General features: G+C 71.5%; 16 protein-coding genes. 12 read left to right on the top strand and 4 right to left on the bottom strand.

The window, feature by feature from the left end; all coding sequences use genetic code 11:
- Window positions 1-2 precede the first annotated feature (2 nt).
- Window positions 3-884: a PaaX family transcriptional regulator gene (locus FCN22_RS02660; protein ID WP_137119972.1), complete on the bottom strand. Its 882-nt coding sequence runs from the start codon at window positions 882-884 to the stop codon at window positions 3-5.
- A gap of 188 nt (window positions 885-1,072) precedes the next feature.
- On the opposite strand from FCN22_RS02660, the gene boxC reads away from it, so the two are divergent.
- From boxC to FCN22_RS02615, 9 genes are read left to right on the top strand one after another with little or no spacing between them, the layout of a single operon-like run.
- Complete coding sequence (gene boxC, locus FCN22_RS02655; protein ID WP_137119971.1) at window positions 1,073-2,836, top strand: 2,3-epoxybenzoyl-CoA dihydrolase; 1,764 nt, start codon at window positions 1,073-1,075, stop codon at window positions 2,834-2,836.
- Window positions 2,837-2,841: 5 nt separating this feature from the next.
- On the top strand, window positions 2,842-4,479 hold the full coding sequence (locus tag FCN22_RS02650; protein WP_238384465.1) for a benzoate-CoA ligase family protein: 1,638 nt from the start codon (window positions 2,842-2,844) through the stop codon (window positions 4,477-4,479).
- Window positions 4,476-5,492, top strand: coding sequence for an NAD(P)/FAD-dependent oxidoreductase (locus FCN22_RS02645; protein WP_137119969.1), 1,017 nt, complete (start codon window positions 4,476-4,478; stop codon window positions 5,490-5,492). Before FCN22_RS02650 ends, FCN22_RS02645 begins: the two co-directional genes overlap by 4 nt.
- A 45-nt stretch (window positions 5,493-5,537) precedes the next feature.
- A complete protein-coding gene (gene fdxA / locus FCN22_RS02640; protein ID WP_137119968.1) occupies window positions 5,538-5,867 on the top strand; it encodes a ferredoxin in 330 nt (109 codons plus the stop codon).
- A gap of 9 nt (window positions 5,868-5,876) precedes the next feature.
- On the top strand, window positions 5,877-6,851 hold the full coding sequence (locus FCN22_RS02635) for an amidohydrolase family protein (RefSeq protein WP_137119967.1): 975 nt from the start codon (window positions 5,877-5,879) through the stop codon (window positions 6,849-6,851).
- Window position 6,852: 1 nt separating this feature from the next.
- Window positions 6,853-7,395 carry a gamma carbonic anhydrase family protein gene (locus FCN22_RS02630; protein WP_137119966.1) on the top strand — a complete coding sequence of 181 codons (543 nt, stop codon included), beginning with the start codon at window positions 6,853-6,855 and terminating at the stop codon, window positions 7,393-7,395.
- Window positions 7,392-7,937: a DUF6158 family protein gene (locus FCN22_RS21790; protein ID WP_202911357.1), complete on the top strand. Its 546-nt coding sequence runs from the start codon at window positions 7,392-7,394 to the stop codon at window positions 7,935-7,937. The genes FCN22_RS02630 and FCN22_RS21790 overlap by 4 nt, the downstream gene beginning before the upstream one ends.
- The gene (gene pcaF / locus FCN22_RS02620; protein WP_137119965.1) at window positions 7,934-9,166 is read left to right on the top strand and encodes a 3-oxoadipyl-CoA thiolase; all 1,233 of its coding nucleotides are present in this window, start codon (window positions 7,934-7,936) and stop codon (window positions 9,164-9,166) included. The genes FCN22_RS21790 and pcaF overlap by 4 nt, the downstream gene beginning before the upstream one ends.
- Window positions 9,166-10,191 carry an MBL fold metallo-hydrolase gene (locus FCN22_RS02615; RefSeq protein WP_137119964.1) on the top strand — a complete coding sequence of 342 codons (1,026 nt, stop codon included), beginning with the start codon at window positions 9,166-9,168 and terminating at the stop codon, window positions 10,189-10,191. Before pcaF ends, FCN22_RS02615 begins: the two co-directional genes overlap by 1 nt.
- A 95-nt stretch (window positions 10,192-10,286) precedes the next feature.
- Here the strand turns inward: FCN22_RS02615 and FCN22_RS02610 are convergent, their stop codons facing one another.
- Entirely contained in the window at window positions 10,287-11,213 is a 927-nt protein-coding gene (locus FCN22_RS02610; RefSeq protein ID WP_137119963.1) for a PfkB family carbohydrate kinase, read from the bottom strand.
- A gap of 158 nt (window positions 11,214-11,371) precedes the next feature.
- Here FCN22_RS02610 and FCN22_RS02605 point away from each other — a divergent pair, with 158 nt between their 5' ends.
- Entirely contained in the window at window positions 11,372-11,974 is a 603-nt protein-coding gene (locus tag FCN22_RS02605) for a DNA-3-methyladenine glycosylase I (protein WP_137119962.1), read from the top strand.
- A 26-nt stretch (window positions 11,975-12,000) separates the two neighbouring features.
- Here the strand turns inward: FCN22_RS02605 and FCN22_RS02600 are convergent, their stop codons facing one another.
- Window positions 12,001-13,761 carry a SpoIIE family protein phosphatase gene (locus FCN22_RS02600; RefSeq protein WP_137119961.1) on the bottom strand — a complete coding sequence of 587 codons (1,761 nt, stop codon included), beginning with the start codon at window positions 13,759-13,761 and terminating at the stop codon, window positions 12,001-12,003.
- Window positions 13,762-13,887: 126 nt separating this feature from the next.
- On the opposite strand from FCN22_RS02600, the gene FCN22_RS02595 reads away from it, so the two are divergent.
- Both FCN22_RS02595 and FCN22_RS02590 read left to right on the top strand, forming a co-directional pair.
- Complete coding sequence (locus FCN22_RS02595) at window positions 13,888-14,403, top strand: PH domain-containing protein (protein WP_137119960.1); 516 nt, start codon at window positions 13,888-13,890, stop codon at window positions 14,401-14,403.
- Window positions 14,400-16,049, top strand: coding sequence for a PH domain-containing protein (locus FCN22_RS02590; RefSeq protein WP_137119959.1), 1,650 nt, complete (start codon window positions 14,400-14,402; stop codon window positions 16,047-16,049). Before FCN22_RS02595 ends, FCN22_RS02590 begins: the two co-directional genes overlap by 4 nt.
- Window positions 16,050-16,133: 84 nt before the next feature.
- Here FCN22_RS02590 and FCN22_RS02585 read toward each other — a convergent pair whose 3' ends face one another.
- Window positions 16,134-17,744 carry a dolichyl-phosphate-mannose--protein mannosyltransferase gene (locus tag FCN22_RS02585; RefSeq protein WP_137119958.1) on the bottom strand — a complete coding sequence of 537 codons (1,611 nt, stop codon included), beginning with the start codon at window positions 17,742-17,744 and terminating at the stop codon, window positions 16,134-16,136.
- Window positions 17,745-17,819: the final 75 nt, after the last annotated feature.

The following is a 17,819-nucleotide window of genomic DNA, read 5'->3' as shown; positions in this document are numbered from 1 at the left end:
GGTCAGTTGCGGTCGCCGGCGGCCCGGTCCATCCGGTCCCACTCGACCTGGGCTCGGCGGTGCCACCGGTCGCGGCGGTCGTGGAAGATCGTTGCCGCCCGCGGACCGGGCCAGTCGTGGTCGAGCAGCTCGACGGGCAGGTCGGGGTCCAGGAAGGGGAATCGGCGCCACTCCTGGATCAGCTGGACCTGCGCGACGAAGGCCTCGCGGTCGCTCGTGACCTCCTCCGCGTCGAACCGGTCGATGAAGCCGAGGTAGCGCTTCTCCACGCTGGCGAGGTCCCAGACGGAGCTGAGCAGGGCCGCCGGGTCGCCGGCCGCCAGGGCCGGCCCGGCCCACGCGAACGACCGCTCGAGCAGACCGAGCTCCTGCACGGCCGCGCGGACCGCGTCGCTCTTGGAGGCGTCGGGCACGACCCACAGCCCGGGCGAGGGCGAACCGAGCCCGAGCCAGGTCAGTCGGGTGCGCAGGCGGTGCCGCAGCTGGCGCTGGCTCTCGGGGACTCCGACTGTGAGCACCAGCCATCGACCGTCCCAGGCCCGGTTCTGGCGCATGAACCCGTAGATCCGCTCGGTTCCCTCCTGGAGGAGCGAGGCGCCCGTGGGCGTCAACGACCAGCGCACCTTGCGACCGTGCCGGGAGGACTGCAGCAGACCCTCGGCGGCCGTCCTCGCCACCGCCTGCCGGGCGGACTTCTCCTCGACCCCGAGGGCCCCGAGGGCCTCCACCAGGGTGCCGGTCCAGGCGACGCCGTCGCGCGGATGGACGAACTCGCCGAGCGTGGTGAGCAGCAGCGAGCGGGCGCTGCTCGAGCTGGACTCGCGCTGACGACCGGCCGGCGCCTCAGCGGATCGAGCGGCGGCGCGTTGCCGGGACTCGGGCACGGGTGCTCTCCTGTCGTGTGCGGGTGTCGTTCGCCATGGTGCCAGCGACCCAGGGCTGGATCTGCGAGCGACTCGTGCTCAACCCTAGTCCGAATCCAGATTTAATTCTACAAACTCTTGACGAACTACGTGTTAAACGTAGAGTCTTGTTGGTGGACCCCGACCGAGCGCCGAGAGTGGAGCTAGCCATGACCGTGACCGACCGCACCGAAAACCCCAGGGAAGCCTCAAGCGCCCAGGACGCGGAGACCGCCGAGGGACAGGCCGTGGACGCCACCGCGCCGGCGAGCCCTCCCACTGTCAGCTTCGCCACGGCGCCCGACCAGTACCGGCACTGGAAGCTCGGGGTGGACGGGCAGGTCGCCACGGCCACCCTCCTGGTCGACGAGAACGGCGGGCTGGTCGGCGGCTACGACCTGAAGATGAACTCCTATGACCTCGGGGTGGACATCGAGCTCTACGATCTCGTGCAACGGGTCCGCTTCGAGCACCCGGAGGTCAAGGCCGTCGTCATGACCGGGGGCCTGGAGCGGATGTTCTGCGCGGGCGCCAACATCCGGATGCTGGCGCAGTCCAGTCACGGCTGGAAGGTGAACTTCTGCAAGTTCACCAACGAGACCCGCAACGGCATCGAGGACGCCACCGACAACTCCGGGCAGACCTGGATCGCCGCGCTCAACGGCACGGCGGCGGGCGGCGGCTACGAGCTCGCGCTGGCCTGTGACCAGATCGTCCTCATCGACGACGGCTCCTCCACCGTCTCGCTGCCGGAGGTCCCGCTGCTCGGCGTCCTGCCCGGCACCGGCGGCCTGACGCGCGTCGTGGACAAGCGGCACGTCCGCAAGGACAGGGCCGACCTGTTCGCCACCAAGTCCGAGGGTTACCGCGGCGACACTGCGGTGCAGTGGGGCCTCGTGGACGCCACCGTCCCCCGCAAGGACTTCGCCGACGAGGTCGCGCGGCGGGCCGCGGAGGTCGCGCAGAGCTCGACCCGGCCGGCCGACGCGACCGGCGTGACCCTGGCGCCCCTGGCGCGTCAGGACGACGGTGACACGATCACCTACCCCTTCGTCACGGCCACGCTCGACCGCGCCGGACGCCGCGTCGACATCACCGTGCAGGGTCCCACCGAGGCGCCCCCGGCCGACGCCGCCGCGGTCCTCGCGCAGGGCGTGGACTACTGGCCGATGGCCCTCACCCGCGCGCTCGACGACCTGATCCTGCACCTGCGCACCAACGAGCAGGAGCTCGGCACCTGGGTCCTTCGGGCCGAGGGAGACACCGACCAGGTCCTCGCCTACGACGCCCAGCTCGCCGACCTGGCGGACGACTGGTTCGTGAACGAGGTGCGCCACTACTACAAGCGCACGCTCAAGCGCCTCGACGTCACCAGCCGCAGTCTCTTCGCCGTCATCGAGCCCGGCAGCTGCTTCGCCGGCCTCCTGCTCGAGCTGGCGCTCGCCGCCGACCGGCAGTACATGCTGGAGGGGGTCTACGAGGACGTCGACCCCGACGCGGACCCCGCGGCGATCGTCCTCACCGCGTCCAACGACGGCAGCTACCCGATGGGCAACGGCCTGTCCCGCCTGCAGTCGCGCTACTTTGGCCACGACGACGAGCTCGAGGCGGTCCGAGGCCGGCTCGGTGAGCGGCTGGATTCCAGCGCCGCAGACGACCTCGGTCTGGTGACCATGGCCCTCGACGACATCGACTTCGAGGAGGAGCTGCGGATCGTGCTCGAGGAGCGCGCCTCCTTGTCGCCCGATGCCCTCACCGGCATGGAGGCCAACCACCGGTTCGTCGGACCGGAGACGGTGGAGACCAAGGTGTTCGGCCGCCTCACCGCGTGGCAGAACTGGATCTTCATCAGGCCCAACGCTTCCGGCCCCGATGGTGCGCTACGCCGCTTCGGCAGCGGCCTGAAGGGCTCCTACGACTTCAACCGGGTGTGATGGCGATGGCAGAGCAGTTCAACGCAGCCCACTACCTGGTCGACCGCCACGTCGAGGCCGGTGACGGTGAACGCGTCGCCGTGCGCGGCAGCCGCAACACGCTGACGTATGCCGAGCTGGCCGCCGCCTGCGCGGACGTCGCCGGAGCCTTGCGAGGCCTGGGCCTGCGACGCGACGACCGCGTGGTCCTGGTGATGTCCGACGACGCGGAGATGGTCACCGGCATCCTCGGCGCCTTCCGGGCAGGGGTCGTCGCGGTCCCGGTGTCGACGATGTACAACGGTGCCGAGCTCGGCACCATCCTCGCCGACTCCGGCGCCCGGGTCGTCCTCACGACGCACGAGTACGCCGCGGCGGTGTCGCAGGCGCTGCAGGCCGCGCCCGACGTGGAGCACGTCGTCTTGCACGGTGCGGCCGACCTGCCGGTGCCGGCCGGCACCCGGCTGCTCACGTGGGACGAGTTCGTCACCGGAGGACGGGGCGAGGCCGCGCGACGCGAGCTGGCTCCCACGGTCGAGGACGCCTGGGCGCTGTGGCTCTACACCTCGGGCACCACCGGCAGCCCCAAGGGCGCGATGCACCGCCACGCCAACATCCGGCACGTTTGCGAGACCTATGGTCAGCAGGTGCTCGGCATCCGCCCCGACGACGCGTGCTTCTCCATCGCCAAGCTCTTCTTCGCCTACGGCATCGGCAACTCGCTGTTCTTCCCGCTGTCGGCCGGCGCCAGCACGATCCTGGAGCCGCGCCGTCCGGTGCCGGCGGTCGTCGCCGAGCGGGTCCGCGCCGAGCGGCCCACCCTGTTCTTCGGCGTCCCGACGTTCTTCGCCTCGCTGCTGGCCAGCGACATCCCCGACGACACCTTCGCGTCGGTGCGGTTGGGCACGTCCGCGGGCGAATCCCTCCCGGCGCCGCTGCAGAAGCGCTTCACCGACCGCTTCGGCTTCGAGATCCTGGACGGCATCGGTTCCACCGAGGTGCTGCACATCTTCGTGTCCAACCGTCCCGACGACATCCGGCCGGGCACCACCGGGCGGGCCGTGCCCGGCTACGACATCGAGCTGCGCGACGCGGACGGCAACCTGGTCCCGGTGGGGGAGCCCGGTGGCCTGTTCGTGCGCGGCCAGTCGAGCGCCGTCGGCTACTGGCGCCGCACGGACGCGAGTCGACAGGTCTTCCAGGGCGAGTGGCTGTCCACCGGTGACAGCTATGTCCAGGACGAGCAGGGCTACTACACGTGTCTCGGGCGCAGCAACGACCTGCTCAAGGCCGGGGGCATCTGGGTGTCGCCGGCCGAGGTGGAGGCCAGGCTCCTCGAGCACCCCCAGGTGTCGGAGGTGGCCGTGGTCGGCGCACCCGACGCCGAGGGACTGATCAAGCCGGTCGCCGCCGTCGTCCCCGTCGACCGCGACGCCGTGACCAAGGAGGAGCTGGTGGCCTGGTGCCGTGAGGGACTGGCGTCCTTCAAACGGCCGCGTGCCGTCGTGTTCGTCGACGAGCTGCCCAAGACCGCGACGGGCAAGGTGCAGCGCTTCAAGATCCGGGACCTGGTGGTGGAGTCGGGTGCCGCCGCCGCTGCGCCGACCTCGCCCCTCCCGACCGCCTCCACGTCCGTCCCCGAGTCGCCCGGAGTGACCGCATGAGCGCCGTCGAGGTCGACCTGTTGATCGTCGGAGCCGGCCCCGTGGGGCTGTTCGGCGCCTACTACGCCGGCGTCCGCGGCCTGCGCGTGGCCGTGGTCGACTCGCTCAGCCAGGTCGGTGGACAGGTCACGGCGATGTACCCGGAGAAGCAGATCTTCGACATCGCCGGATTTCCCGCCATCTCCGGGCGCCAGCTGGTGAGCAACCTGGTCGAGCAGGCCGCCCCCTACGAGCCCACCTACCTGCTCGGACAGGAGGCGCAGCAGCTGGAGCGGATCACCCGCGACGGCCGGCCCGACCTGCTGGTCGTGCGCACGAGCGACGGCACCGAGGTGACCGCCGGCGCGGTGATCATCACCGGCGGGATCGGCACCTTCACACCCCGGCCGCTGCCGGCCGGCGAGGACTTCCTCGGCCGCGGTCTCGACTACTTCGTGCCCTCTTCGGCGGAGTATGCCGGGAAGCAGGTCGTCGTGGTCGGTGGCGGTGACAGCGCCGTGGACTGGGCGCTCATGCTCCAGCCGATCGCCGACCGGGTGACGCTCGTGCACCGCCGCGAGGCGTTCCGGGCGCACCAGGCCTCCGTCGACCAGCTGCACGGTTCCGACGTCGAGGTCATCGTCAACGCGCAGGTCACCACGACGACCGGCGCCGCTGCGCTCGAGACCATCGACATCACGGTAAAGGGCGAGGAAGAGTCGCGCACCCTGCCCTGCCAGAAGCTCGTGGCCGCCCTCGGGTTCACCGCCAACCTCGGTCCCTTGCGCGACTGGGGCATGGAGCTGCATGACAACCGGCACCTGGTCGTCGACTCGGCGATGCGCACCTCGGTCACCGGCGTCTTCTCGGCCGGTGATATCACGCAATACGATGGCAAGGTGCGTCTCATTGCCGTGGGCTTCGGCGAGGTGGCGACTGCAGTGAACAACGCTGCAGTCCATCTGGATCCGGACGCCCAGCTCTTCCCGGGCCACTCGACCGACAACCAGGCGGCTGTCCCGGTCCCGGCCTGAGCCGACCCTCCGGACCATCCCCGACCACGAAGGCAGGAGAGCCTCATGCCCTACGTCATCGCCAGTCCTTGCATCGACATCACGGACAAGTCGTGCACAGAGGAATGTCCCGTCGACTGCATCTACGAGGGTGACCGCAAGCTCTACATCAACCCCAAGGAGTGCATCGACTGCGGCGCCTGCGAGCCGGTCTGCCCGGTCGAGGCGATCACCCAGGATCGGCGGGTGCCGGAGGCCGACGCCGAGTTCACCGAGGACAACAAGCGGTTCTTCACCGAGACGCTGCCGGGGCGGGACGAGCCACTGGGCGCGCCGGGCGGCTCGCACAAGACCGGGCCGATCGGGGTCGACACCCCGATGGTCGCCGAGCGCTAGGAGCCGCCCGTGCTCGACGGTATGCGGTTGGTCGACGCCCACGTGCACGTCCCCGTGCTGGGCTCGCTGCGCCCGTCGTGGCTGCAGTGGGCGCGCGACTTCGGACCCGAGGGAATCCTCGAGGAGGTCTGGGACGAGCAGGGCCGGCCGCGCCCCGCCCGGTTGGACGAGCTGTTCGTCGACCAGGGCGTCGACGTGGCCCTGCTGTTCTGCGAATACAGCCCGAAGGCCACCGGCATGCAGCTCTTCGACGACCTGCTGCCGATCGTCGAGCACAACCCGAGCCGCTTCCGACCGGTGGCCAACGTCAACCCACACCTGCACTTCCCGATCGCGGCCGAGCTGGAGCGACAGCTCGACCACGGCGCGGCCGCCCTCAAGCTGCACCCCGTGCACGGCGGTTTCCGTTGCGACGACAGGGCGCTCTACCCGGCATACCAGGTGCTCGCCGAGCGGGCGGTGCCGCTCGTGGTGCACTGCGGCACCAGCACCTTCCCCGGCTCGTCCAACGAGCTGGCCCACCCCGAGATCCTGCTGCCGGTGATCCGTGACTTCCCAAAGCTCAACGTGGTGCTCGCCCACGGTGGGCGCGGCTGGTGGTACGACGCGGCCGCCTTCATGGCCCTCACCTTCGACACGGTGTGGCTCGAGCTGTCCGGCCTGCCGCCCAAGCGGCTGCCCGAGTACTACGCGAAGTACGACCTGGGCCGGCTCGCCCGCCGGTGGATCTTCGGCACCGACTGGCCGGGGGTGCCCGGCACCGCGCAGAACGCGAGGGCAGTCGCCGGACTGGGACTGTCACCCGAGGTGGCCGCGAGCGTGCTCGGAGGCAACGCGATGCGGGTGTATGCCGGGTTGCCCCGGCCAGGGGCCGATCCCGCCGATCCCGCCGATCCCGCCGATCCCGCCGGTTCCGTTGGTCCTTCCGAGCCCGCGCCTGACGGTGCGCCCCGTCAACCCTCTGATGACCGGGGGGACCGCTGACATGCCCATCTACGCGCTGGGTGAGCACGAGCCCCTGATCGACCCCGACGCCTACGTGCACCCTGACGCCGTGCTGATCGGGCGGGTCCGCATCGGCCCCGAGGCATCGGTCTGGCCCGGAGCGGTCCTGCGTGCCGATTTCGGCGAGATCGCCGTCGGTGCGCGTACCTCGGTCCAGGACGGCACCGTGGTGCACACCACCGAGCACTGGCCGACGATGATCGGGGATGACTGCGTGGTCGGCCACAACGCGCATCTCGAGGGCTGCACGGTCGAGGACCGCTGCCTCATCGGGTCGGGGTCGGTGGTGCTCAACCGCGCTGTCGTGCGCACCGGCTCGGTGGTCGGCGCACAGGCCCTCGTCCCCGAGGGTCTCGAGGTGCCCGCCGGACACATGGCCCTCGGCATCCCCGCCCGTCCCAAGCCGATGCGCGACGCCGACCAGACGACGTGGATCGACGAGGCGGTGCGCGAATACACCGACGCCGCCAAGCACTACCGCGACCAACTGCGCAGGATCGACCAGGAAGGACACCCCCGATGAGCGAGCACGAGGTCCAGGGCCGACCGGCCAGCGAGCTGTCCGACGAGGAGCTCGAGCAACAGGGCAAGCACGCCCACGACACCCGCAACTGGGCATTCCTGCACGGCACCGCCGAGCAGTTCGCGCACCACACGGCGCGGATGCTCGAGCTCGAGCGGGAGTACCTCCGGCGCTACCCCAAGCGCACCTGGCAGGGGTCGGGCGGCGCGCCACACGACGTCCGGGAGACCGCCGAGGCGTGGCGCGAGACCGTCCGGGGCGTGATCCAGCAGCTCGAAGCGCTCGTGGAGCTGCCGGACCCGCCGTCGCGGAACGGCGTCGGCGACGACCCCGAGACGGCGTTCCTGCGCCGAATTGCCGACGCGCCTGGGGGACGGCTGCACAAGCTCGAGGCGCACCAGGCGGCCCGCGAGGTCGGGCTCGACCGTGCCGCCGTCGCCAAGCTCTACACCGCCGACCCGCCGCTCATCGACACCGAGCTGCAGGACCGCGTGATCACGCAGGCCGGCCGGGCGCACCTGAGCGGCGGGTCGACAGCATGAGCGGCGACGAGGGGCGCGGCACACAGACTGGGCGCACGGCATACGTCGTCTCCGGCGTGCGGACGCCGATCGGCCGGTTCGGCGGGGCGCTCGCCCCTGTGCGCCCGGACGACATGGCGGCGCACGTCATCAAGGAGCTCGTCGCGCGGCACGAGTCGGTGGACTGGGCATCGCTCGACGACGTCGTGATGGGGTGCGCCAACCAGGCCGGTGAGGACAACCGCAACGTGGCCCGGATGGCGCTGCTGCTCGCCGGTCTGCCGGTCGAGGTGTCCGGCACGACGATCAACCGGCTGTGCGCCTCCGGACTCGACGCCGTCGGCTACGCGGCGCGCGCGATCGCCGCGGGCGACGGCGACCTCTTCGTCGCCGGCGGGGTCGAGAGCATGAGCCGGGCACCGTTCGTCCAGCCCAAGGCGGCCACCGCCTGGTCTCGCAGCGCCGAGATCTACGACACGACGATCGGCTGGCGCTTCGTCAACCCTGCACTGGAGCGGGAGTACGGCGTCGACGGGATGCCCAGGACCGCGCAGAACGTCGCCGACGACTACGGCGTGACCCGCGAGGACCAGGACGCCTTCGCGCTGCGCTCGCAGGAGCGGGCGGCCAAGGCGATGGGCAACGGGCGGCTGGCGCGCGAGATCGTGCCGGTCTCGGTGCCGCGCCGCAGGGCCGACCCGGTCGAGGTGGCGCAGGACGAGCACCCGCGGGACACGTCGGCCGAGGCGCTGGGCCGACTGCGGCCGCTGTTCGAGGGCGGCTCGGTGACCGCTGGCAACTCCTCGGGGGTGAACGACGGCGCAGCCGCCCTGCTGGTTGCCTCGGGCGAGGCGGTGGAGCGCTACGTGCTGACCCCGCTGGCCCGCGTCGTGTCGACCGCAGCCGCCGGGGTGCCGCCGCGCGTCATGGGTGTCGGACCGGTGCCGGCGGTGCGAAAGGTCTTGGCGCGCAGCGGTGTCGAGCTCGACGCGATCGGCACGATCGAGCTCAACGAGGCCTTCGCCTCGCAGTCTCTCGCGGTGCTGCGCGACCTCGGCCTGGCCGACGACGCCGAGCACGTCAACCCGCACGGCGGCGCGATCGCCCTGGGGCACCCGCTCGGCATGAGCGGCGCCCGGCTGGCCCTCAGCGCGGCAATGACGATGGCGGACGAGAAGCAGGACTATGCCCTGGCAACGATGTGCGTCGGCGTGGGTCAGGGCATGGCGATGCTGCTCGGCCGCCCCTGATGGCGACGCAGGACCGCGACCAGTGGACCGAGCCCGGAGCCCACGAGGTGGCACCGGGCGTGCACCGGATTCCGTTGCCGTTGCCGCAGGACGGGCTGCGGGCGGTCAACGTCTACGCCATCCGGGACGGTGACCGGGTCGTCCTCGTCGACGGCGGGTGGGCGCTGGCCGAGAGCGAGGAGCTGTTGGCCCAGTCGCTCGACAAGATCGGCTACGGCCTCGCGGACATCTCGGCGTTCCTGGTGACCCACGCGCACCGCGACCACTACACCCAGGCCGTGGCCGTGCGCCGCCAGTTCGGGGCGAGGGTGAGCCTGGGCGAGGGGGAGCGGCCGTCGCTGGAGCTGCTCGCGCCCACCGCGCCGCGGCGGGAGATCGCCCAGGTGCGGTTGCTCGAGTCGGCCGGTGCCGGGCACCTGGCTCAGCAGGTCCGTGCCGGCCTCGACCCGAACCCCGATCGCACCGACTGGGAGCCGCCCGACCACTGGCTCCCGGACGGGGCGCGCGTGCCGCTGGGGGAGCGGACCCTCGAGGCCGTGCACACCCCCGGACACACGCGCGGCCACCTCGTCTACCACGACGCCGCGCAGGAGGTGCTCTTCGCGGGAGACCACGTGCTCCCGCACATCACGCCGTCGATCGGGTTCGAACAGGCCGTGGTGACCTCGCCCCTGGCTGACTACCTCACCTCGCTGCGGCTGGTGCGTGCGATGCCGGACGCACGGCTGCTCCCCGCACACGGCCCGGTCACGGCCAGCGTGCACGAGCGGGTCGATGAGCTTCTCCTCCACCACGAGGAACGGCTCGACGCGAGCCTGGCGGCGATGCAGTCCGGCGCGGACACGGCATACGAGGTGGCCGCCCGGCTCGGCTGGACCCGGCGCAAGCGCGCGCTGGCGGACATGGACGTGTTCAACCAGATGCTCGCGGTGCTCGAGACCGCTGCCCACCTGGCCGTGCTGGCCGAGCGCGGCCGGGTGCGCTGTGAGGACCTCGACGGCGTGCGGCACTACGCCCCGGCCTGACTCCCTCGCTCCCGTGGCACATGGTTCGCGGGGTTTGCGACGGCCCGGCGCGGTCGCAGACCCACGACCATCTTCACGAGGGTCGTCGCGGTGGGTTATTCGCTGGCGAGGAAGGCGTCGATCTCACGGGCCGCGGGGGCCGTCGCCGGGCCGCGCCGGGTCACCTTGATCGCGCCGGCCGCGTTGGCCCGCCTCGCCGCCTCGATCCACGCCCCGCCCGCGGCACGGCATGCGCACAGCACCCCCGTGTGGGTGTCTCCCGCCCCGTTGGTGTCCAACGGAATCTGCGGGAAGCCCTCGACATACGTGCTCTGTCCGCCCTCGCTGACGACGCATCCCTTCGGGCCGTCCCGCACGATGACGGTCGCCCCGTCCGGCAGGTGGTCTGCCACGGCAACCGCCGACTCACGGAAGTCCGCGACCCCCGTCAACGCCTCGGCCTCCTCGGCGTTGGAGGTCCACACCGTCGTCTGCCCGAGCGCGCGAACCCGCACGTCCTCGGGGAGGTCGGCGAAGGCGACCCCGGGGTCGAGGACCACCACGACGCCCTCGGGCACGGTGTCGAGCCACTGCTGCAACGGCTTCCTCGTCGGGTCGAGCAGCGAGTACCCGCTCACGCAGACGAGGTCTCCGGGTGCCGGCGCGCAGGTTTGCAGGCTCTCCACGGTGATCCGGCGCTCGGCCCCCATCGTCGTGACGAAGGTCCGCTCGGCAGAGGGCTCGATCATGACGAAGCAGATCCCGGTGTCGGCGTCCGGAACGATCGGGCTGGAGAGGCGAATACCCTCGGCCAGCAGCACCTTCCGCACGAGGTCGCCGTTCGGGCCCGTGCCGTGTGCCCCGGCGTGGAGACACTCCGCTCCCGACCGCGCCGCCGCGAGCAGGATGTTCACCGCTCCGCCGGCGTATCGGGTGTAGGAGCGGGCCATCGCGTTCTGCCCCCGACGGGGGAGGCCGGCGATCTCCACCACTTCGTCGACGAGGGCCTGAGCCGTGTGGATGACGCGCGGGTTGCCTGCCATGGACGCCGAGTATGCCGTCCCCCCGCCACCGGTGCCTATGCTCACCTCGAGCCGGTTTGCTCACCTCAGGCCGGTTCCGCGTGGTCCAGGAGCGGTTTGAGGTGAGCAAAGCGGTCTGGGACGAGCACGGGTGACGGCGTGAGGAGGGAGGAGGTCGTATGGCGGGCACGGACACCGTGGTGGGTGAGGACGGCCTGGCCCGGCCGGTGTGGGCCTCGGTCGACCCGATGCTGCGCGACTACTACGACACCGAGTGGGGCATGCCGGTCCGTGACGAACGGGGGATGTTCGAGCGGATCAGCCTCGAGGCCTTCCAGTCGGGCCTGTCCTGGGCGACCATCCTGCGCAAGCGACCGGCCTTCCGTGAGGCCTTCGCCGACTTCGACCCGGACGCGGTCGCCGCCTTCACCGAGGCCGACACCGAGCGGCTCATGGCCGACGCCGGCATCGTGCGCAACCGGCGCAAGATCGAGGCCACCATCACCAACGCCCGCGCGACGGTCGACCTGCGGAACGAGGAGGGGCTGGTCGACTTCGTGTGGTCCTTCCGGCCCGAGCGCACCCCGGCGCCGCGCACGTATGCCGAGGTCCCCACCACGTCACCGGAATCGGTCGCGCTCTCCAAGGCGCTGCGCAAGAAGGGTTTCGTCTTCGTCGGGCCGACGACGATGTTCGCCCTGATGGAGGCGGTCGGCATCGTCGACACGCACCTGGTCGACAGCCACCGCCGCGGCAGCTCTGGCGTCTGGACCACAGCGTGACGAAGTGACCGGGCAGCGGGGTCGGGTCAGCGGCCCAGTGTCAGCAGCGCCATGTCGTCCTGGGGCTCGGTGCCGGCACGGGTGAGGACCGCGGCCGCGAGCCGGTCGGCGAGGTCCGGGCCTCCGCCGCCGTGCTGCCGGAGGATCTCGCGCAGCGTCGCCTCGCCCAGCTCGTGGCCGTCGGCGTCCCTCGCCTCCGTCGCCCCGTCGGTGTAGAGCAGGAGCGTGTCGCCCCGGGCTAGGTCCACGCTGATCGACTCGAGGTCCACCTGCGGGACCACGCCGACGACGGTCCCATGGCTGGTCAGCGACTCGACCCCGCCGCCGCTCCTGCGAATAAGCGGCGGCGGGTGCCCCGCAGAGGCCAGCTGCAGCCGCAGACCGGTGCCGGCAGAGCTCTCCTGACCCGTGGGCGCGAGGAAGGTGAGCAGCACCATGCTGATGAACTTCCCCTCGCGGTCCACCGCGTTGAGGACGTCGTTGAGCCGCTCCAGCACCTGGGCCGGGTCGTCGGTGTCCGGTGCGAGCACGTGCAGCGAATAGCGGGCCTCGGCGGTCAGGGCGGCCGCCGCCGGACCCTTTCCGCACACGTCGCCGAGGACGATCCACCAGCGATCGCGACCGGTGCGGAAGACGTCGTAGAAGTCGCCGCCGATGTCCAGACCCGCCGTGCCGGACTGGTAGTGGGCCGACAGCGTCACGCCCGGGACCTCGGGGAGCGAGGGCGGCAACAAGGTGGTCTGCAGAACCCTCGTCGTCTCCCGCAGCTCGGAGTAGAGGCGGGCCTTCTCCACCGCGGACCCGGCCCGGCGGCCGAGCTCCACCGCGAGGTCGACGTCGTCGGCCTCGAGCCGGCGGCCCTGGCAGGCGACCAGGGTCATGATGCCGACGCCCTCTCCGTCGGCCACCAGGGGCACCACCAGGTAGGAGCTGATCTCGAACTGGCGCAGCATTCGCACGTGTTCCGGGTCGGACACACTGGCCTCGAGTGCCTCATCGTCGAACACCGGCACGTACAACGGCTCGAGCGTGTGCAGGAGGTGCTGCAGGGTGGGTTCGTCGGGGTCCTGCGGGAAGCGCTCCATCACGCTCCGTGCCATGGCCACCATCGCCGGCTCTCGGTGTGCAACAGCGGCGTGGTGGACCCGGCCGCCGCCGATGAGGTCGACGGTGCACCATTCCGCGAGCACGCCGATTGCGAGGTCGGCGACCTCCTGCAGCGTGGCGTCCAGGTCGAGCGGGATGTCCAGCAGCCCTGCGGCCCGGGCCAGCATCGACACCCGCCGCCGTGCCGCCTGGGCCTGCGCGGTGGCCCGGCGCTCGGCCGCCCGCACGGCAGCGGTCTCGGACGTGACCCTGCGCTGCCGGGTGACGTCGAGGGTCATCCCGACCAGTCCGACGGCCTTGCCGCCCGGGTCCCGCTGGATCCGTCCGATTACCTGGCACCAGCGGGTCGACCCGTCGGGAAGCACGATGCGGTGGTCGTCGGTGAAGCTGACCGAGGCTGACTCCAGGGCCGCCCACAGCTTCGCCTCCATGGGAGCTGCGTCGTCCGGGTGGATGAGCCTGCGGTATCCCGTGTAGCTGCCGTCGAAGTCCCCCGGCGCCACCCCGAAGATCGCAGCCGTGCCGTCGTCCCATTCCACGTGATCGGTGCTGATGTCCCAGCGCCACGTCCCGACCGTGCTCTGGTGCTCCTGCCCGGCGGCCCCGGCCCTCGAAGCCGGGTCGCCCGGGTCGCCCGGGGGCTCGGCCCCGAGGGCGTCGGGGGCGGGGTTGATCACCATCTGCCCAACATAGGTCACCCACCTGCGCGAGCACAGAGGTTGCTCCCCTGCGCGGGCAGCGTGCTCGGCACGCTTCGCCTGTTCCGCCCTCGCGTGCGCTGCTCCCGGCCGTGGCAGGGTTGAGCCATGTCGTCACCACCACCGGACACGACCCGGCCGCCCGAGCTGCGCGCGCCGGTCAACCTGGTCAGCCCGCGAGCCGTGTGGTTCTGGACGGTGCGGGCCCTCTGGGGCTGGGTCGTCCTGCTCGCCGCCCAGGTCGCCTGGTGGTTGCTGGACGCCGACCACGTGACGTGGCACGTCCTCGGTCTGGTGGTCACCGTCGTCATCGCGGCCGCGCACCTGGTCGTCATGCCGCGTTGGCGCTACCGGGTGCACCGCTGGGAGGTCACCGACACCGCCGTCTACACCCAGGCGGGCTGGTTTGACCAGGAACGGCGGATCGCACCGCTCTCGCGGGTGCAGACCGTGGACACCGAGCGCGGACCGCTCGAGCAGCTCTTCCGGCTGGCCAACGTCACGGTGACCACGGCCTCGGCGGCCGGGCCGCTCCGCATCCGTGGGCTCGACCTGGCCGTGGCCGAACGCCTCGTGCACGACCTCACCATCATCACCGAGCACAGCGAGGGCGACGCCACGTGAGCGAGCCGGAGCCGGCCACCACCGACCAGCCCCGGACCGACGAGGAGGCCGGCTGGAGACGCCTCAGCGCCCGGATGCTGATGGTCCATCCCGTGCGAGAGGTGGTGCGCGCCATACCCGCCCTGTTCGGTCTGGTCATCGTCGGAAGCAGCGGCGACCGCGGGCAGTGGTGGTGGGGCCCGGCCGGTGTCGTCGTCGCCGTGACCGCCGGCATCCTGCGGTGGTTCACGACTCGCTACCGGTTCACACCCGACCAGGTACAGCTGCGCAGCGGACTCCTGCGGCGCAAGTCCTTCACCACACCGGCCGACCGGGTCCGCACCGTCGACGTGACTGCCTCGCCGCTGCACCGCGTCCTCGGGCTGGCCAAGGTCGAGATCGGCACCGGGGCCGACGACAGCCGGCTCACCCTCGACTCGCTCCCGACGGAGCAGGCCTCCCGGCTGCGCTCGGAGCTGCTCCACCGCACCAGTGCAGGCATCGCGGGCCCCTCCGGCGCGGGTGCCGCCGGTGCCGTCGATCGTGCCTCCTCGGAGCGAGCTCTCGAGGGTGCGGGCGAGCCGGGCGAGCCGCCCCGGCCGAGCCCGGTGCGGGCCGGCGCTGCCTGGCCCCCGCCGCAAGGCGCGCCAGCGCTCGAGCCACCCGAGCAGGAGCTGCTGCGGCTGGACCCGGGCTGGGTGCGTTATGCGCCGTTTGCCCTGTCCGGGCTGGTGGCGGCGCTCGCGGCCCTCGGCGTGGCCTGGCGGCTCGGCGACGACCTGCTCGGCAACGACCGAGAGGCAGGGGTGGCCAACTGGACCGCCGAGCGGGTGGAGTCGGTGGGGGTCCTCGTGGCCGTGCTCGTCGCGTCGCCGGTGCTGCTCGCCTTCATCACGCTGCTGTCCGTGGTGGGCTACCTGCTCGCCTACTGGGGGCTGCGGCTGACCCGCCACCCAGGCGGCACCCTGCACCTCTCGCGCGGCCTGCTCACGACCCGCGCCACGAGCATCGAGGAGCGACGGCTGCGTGGGGTCGAGCTGGCCGAGCCGCTGCTGCTCCGGTCGGTCGGCGGCGCGCGGCTGTCCGCCATCACGACCGGGCTGAAGTCGGGCGAGAGCGCCCTGCTCGTGCCGCCCGCGCCGGTCGCCGTCGCCCGCGGCGTCGCCGGGCTCGTCGTGCGACAACAGGACACGCTCGACCACCCCCTCACCCAGCACGGTCCGGCCGCGCGGCAACGGCGCTACGTCCGTGCCGTGGCCCCGCTCCTGGTGCTCGCAGTGGGCGCGGTGGTCGGCTGGTCCCAGGGCCTGCCGGGCTGGATCCCGGCGGCGCTGGTCGTGCTCCTGGCGCTCTCGCCGGTGCTGGCGGCTGACCGCTACCGGGGGCTGGGCCACGCCGTGGTCGGCGGTTACCTCGTGGCGAGCTCGGGGTCGCTCGCCCGTGAACGCAGTGTCCTCGAGCGCGACGGCATCATCGGCTGGAACCTCGAGCAGACGTTCTTCCAGCGCCGCGCCGGCCTCGCCACGCTCACGGCGACGACGGCGGCCGGTGACGAGGCCTACGAGGTCCTCGACGTGCCCCTGCCCGAGGCCGTCCGTCTCGCCGAGGAGGCCGTCCCCGGCCTGCTGCAGCCCTTCCTCACCGACGCCACCACCCGGCATACCTGACCCACCCGCCCCATCCGTCGCTGGGCGAAGGCGACGCATATGACGCCTTCTCCCAGCAACAAGCCGGGGTATGGCGGGTGGGCCTCACACCCAGCTGGGGAACCACATCCGCAGCTGCCACGAGCTGCGCGGGATCACCTCGGCGGTGTAGATCGGGTAGAAGAAGAAGAACAGCGCCACCGTCAGCACGAGGAACGCGCCCACGCAGACCGCGCCCACCTGCCGGCGCCGCACCGACTCGGAGGACCGACCGAGCACCATGCCCGCGACGAACACGACCGCGAGCACCACCCACGGCACGAAGGCCACCTCGTAGAAGGTGAAGATCGTGCGGGCCTGGTAGTGGAACCAGGGCAGGTAGCCGCCGACGAACCCGGCCAGAATCGCGCCGGCCCGCCAGTCGCGGCGCAGCAGCCACATGAACAGCAGGATGAAGATGGCGACGGTGGCACCCCACCACAGAGTCGGGGTCCCGATCGAGGTGATCGCCTTGCTGCACTCGGCGACCATGCACCCGTCGTGGCCTCTTTTGGGCCCCTCGTAGAAGAACGATGTGGGCCGCCCCTGGATCATCCAGGACCACGGGTTGCTCTGGTAGGGATGGCTGGACTCCAGGTTGACGCTGAAGTTGTACATCTCGATGTGGTACTGCCACAGCGAGCGCAGGCTGTCGGGCAGCCAGGCGAAGTTGCTCGAGTCGGGTCCGAAGGCCTTGCCCGAGGTGGCCGGGTGGGAGAGGGCCCAGGTGCGGTCGTAGCCGTCGGAGGTCAGGAACCACCCGGCCCAGGACGCCAGGTAGACGGCGCCGGCCGTGAAGACCATGGACACCACGGCATACAGCCCGTCCAGGACCACGGCGCCGACCCACCAGTGCCGCACCCCGGCCGCCCGCCGCGCCCCCATGTCCCAGAGGATCGTCATCAGGCCGAAGGCCGCGACGAAGAACAGCCCGGACCACTTGCTCCCGCAGGACAGGCCGAGGCAGATGCCGGCGACCCAGCGCCAGGGCCGCATGCCCATGCTGGGCCCGAACAGCATGGCCCGCTCGAGCCGGGCGCCGCCCTCGTGGCGGAGGGCCCCGACCCGGCGAGCCAGGACCTCGCGGCTGTGGTCGCGGTCGATCAGCAGCGCGCAGAAGCCCGCCAGCGCCCAGAACATGACGAACAGGTCGAGCAGTCCGGTGCGGGAGTGGACGAAGTGGTGGCCGTCGAAGGCGAGCAGCAGCGAGGCGATGGTCGCGAGCACGGGGGAGCGGAACAGCCTCCACGCCGCACGCCCGACCATGAGGATCGAGAGCGTCCCGCACACCGCGACGCCGAAGCGCCATCCGAACGAGTTGTCGATGCCGAAGATGTGCTCGCCCGCCGCGATGATCCACTTGCCCACCGGGGGGTGCACGACCATCTCGCCGGTGGTGCCGAACACGTTCGGGGTGCCCTGGGTGAACAGCTCGTCGGGCTTCTTGAGGTTGCTGCGGTTCGCCAGCTCGACGCCGTGCAGCAGGTAGGAGTAGCCCTCCTTGACGTAGTAGGTCTCGTCGAAGACCAGCTGGTGCGGCCGCCCCAGGTGCCACATCCGCAGGAACCCGCCGATCACCATGGCGATCAACGGCCCGAGCCAGCCCCACAGGATCAACGTCGGCGAGGTGGGTCGGTGTCCGAGGAGCCGCTCCCGCAGCTGCTCGGTCGCCGTCATGGCCGACATCGTATGCAGCGTGCCTGGCTCGGGTGCCTCCGGTCGCCGGGGCGTGACGAGGGTCGTCACGACACC

The sequence above is a fragment of the Segeticoccus rhizosphaerae genome (assembly GCF_005222685.1).
Lineage (GTDB): Bacteria > Actinomycetota > Actinomycetes > Actinomycetales > Dermatophilaceae > Segeticoccus > Segeticoccus rhizosphaerae.
Note: the sequence above shows the minus strand (reverse complement) of the source record. Positions and strands in the feature narration are given on the sequence as shown.

Excerpts from the sequence above, each read along its gene's own strand:
- FCN22_RS02615 (WP_137119964.1), top strand. The coding sequence starts at position 9,166 with ATGGCGACGCAGGACCGCGACCAGTGGACCGAGCCCGGAGCCCACGAG.
- FCN22_RS02605 (WP_137119962.1), top strand. The coding sequence starts at position 11,372 with ATGGCGGGCACGGACACCGTGGTGGGTGAGGACGGCCTGGCCCGGCCG.
- FCN22_RS02645 (WP_137119969.1), top strand. The coding sequence starts at position 4,476 with ATGAGCGCCGTCGAGGTCGACCTGTTGATCGTCGGAGCCGGCCCCGTG.
- FCN22_RS02610 (WP_137119963.1), bottom strand. The coding sequence starts at position 11,213 with ATGGCAGGCAACCCGCGCGTCATCCACACGGCTCAGGCCCTCGTCGAC.
- boxC (WP_137119971.1), top strand. The coding sequence starts at position 1,073 with ATGACCGTGACCGACCGCACCGAAAACCCCAGGGAAGCCTCAAGCGCC.
- FCN22_RS02630 (WP_137119966.1), top strand. The coding sequence starts at position 6,853 with ATGCCCATCTACGCGCTGGGTGAGCACGAGCCCCTGATCGACCCCGAC.
- FCN22_RS02585 (WP_137119958.1), bottom strand. The coding sequence starts at position 17,744 with ATGACGGCGACCGAGCAGCTGCGGGAGCGGCTCCTCGGACACCGACCC.
- FCN22_RS21790 (WP_202911357.1), top strand. The coding sequence starts at position 7,392 with ATGAGCGAGCACGAGGTCCAGGGCCGACCGGCCAGCGAGCTGTCCGAC.
- FCN22_RS02600 (WP_137119961.1), bottom strand. The coding sequence starts at position 13,761 with ATGGTGATCAACCCCGCCCCCGACGCCCTCGGGGCCGAGCCCCCGGGC.
- FCN22_RS02595 (WP_137119960.1), top strand. The coding sequence starts at position 13,888 with ATGTCGTCACCACCACCGGACACGACCCGGCCGCCCGAGCTGCGCGCG.
- pcaF (WP_137119965.1), top strand. The coding sequence starts at position 7,934 with ATGAGCGGCGACGAGGGGCGCGGCACACAGACTGGGCGCACGGCATAC.
- FCN22_RS02650 (WP_238384465.1), top strand. The coding sequence starts at position 2,842 with ATGGCAGAGCAGTTCAACGCAGCCCACTACCTGGTCGACCGCCACGTC.
- fdxA (WP_137119968.1), top strand. The coding sequence starts at position 5,538 with ATGCCCTACGTCATCGCCAGTCCTTGCATCGACATCACGGACAAGTCG.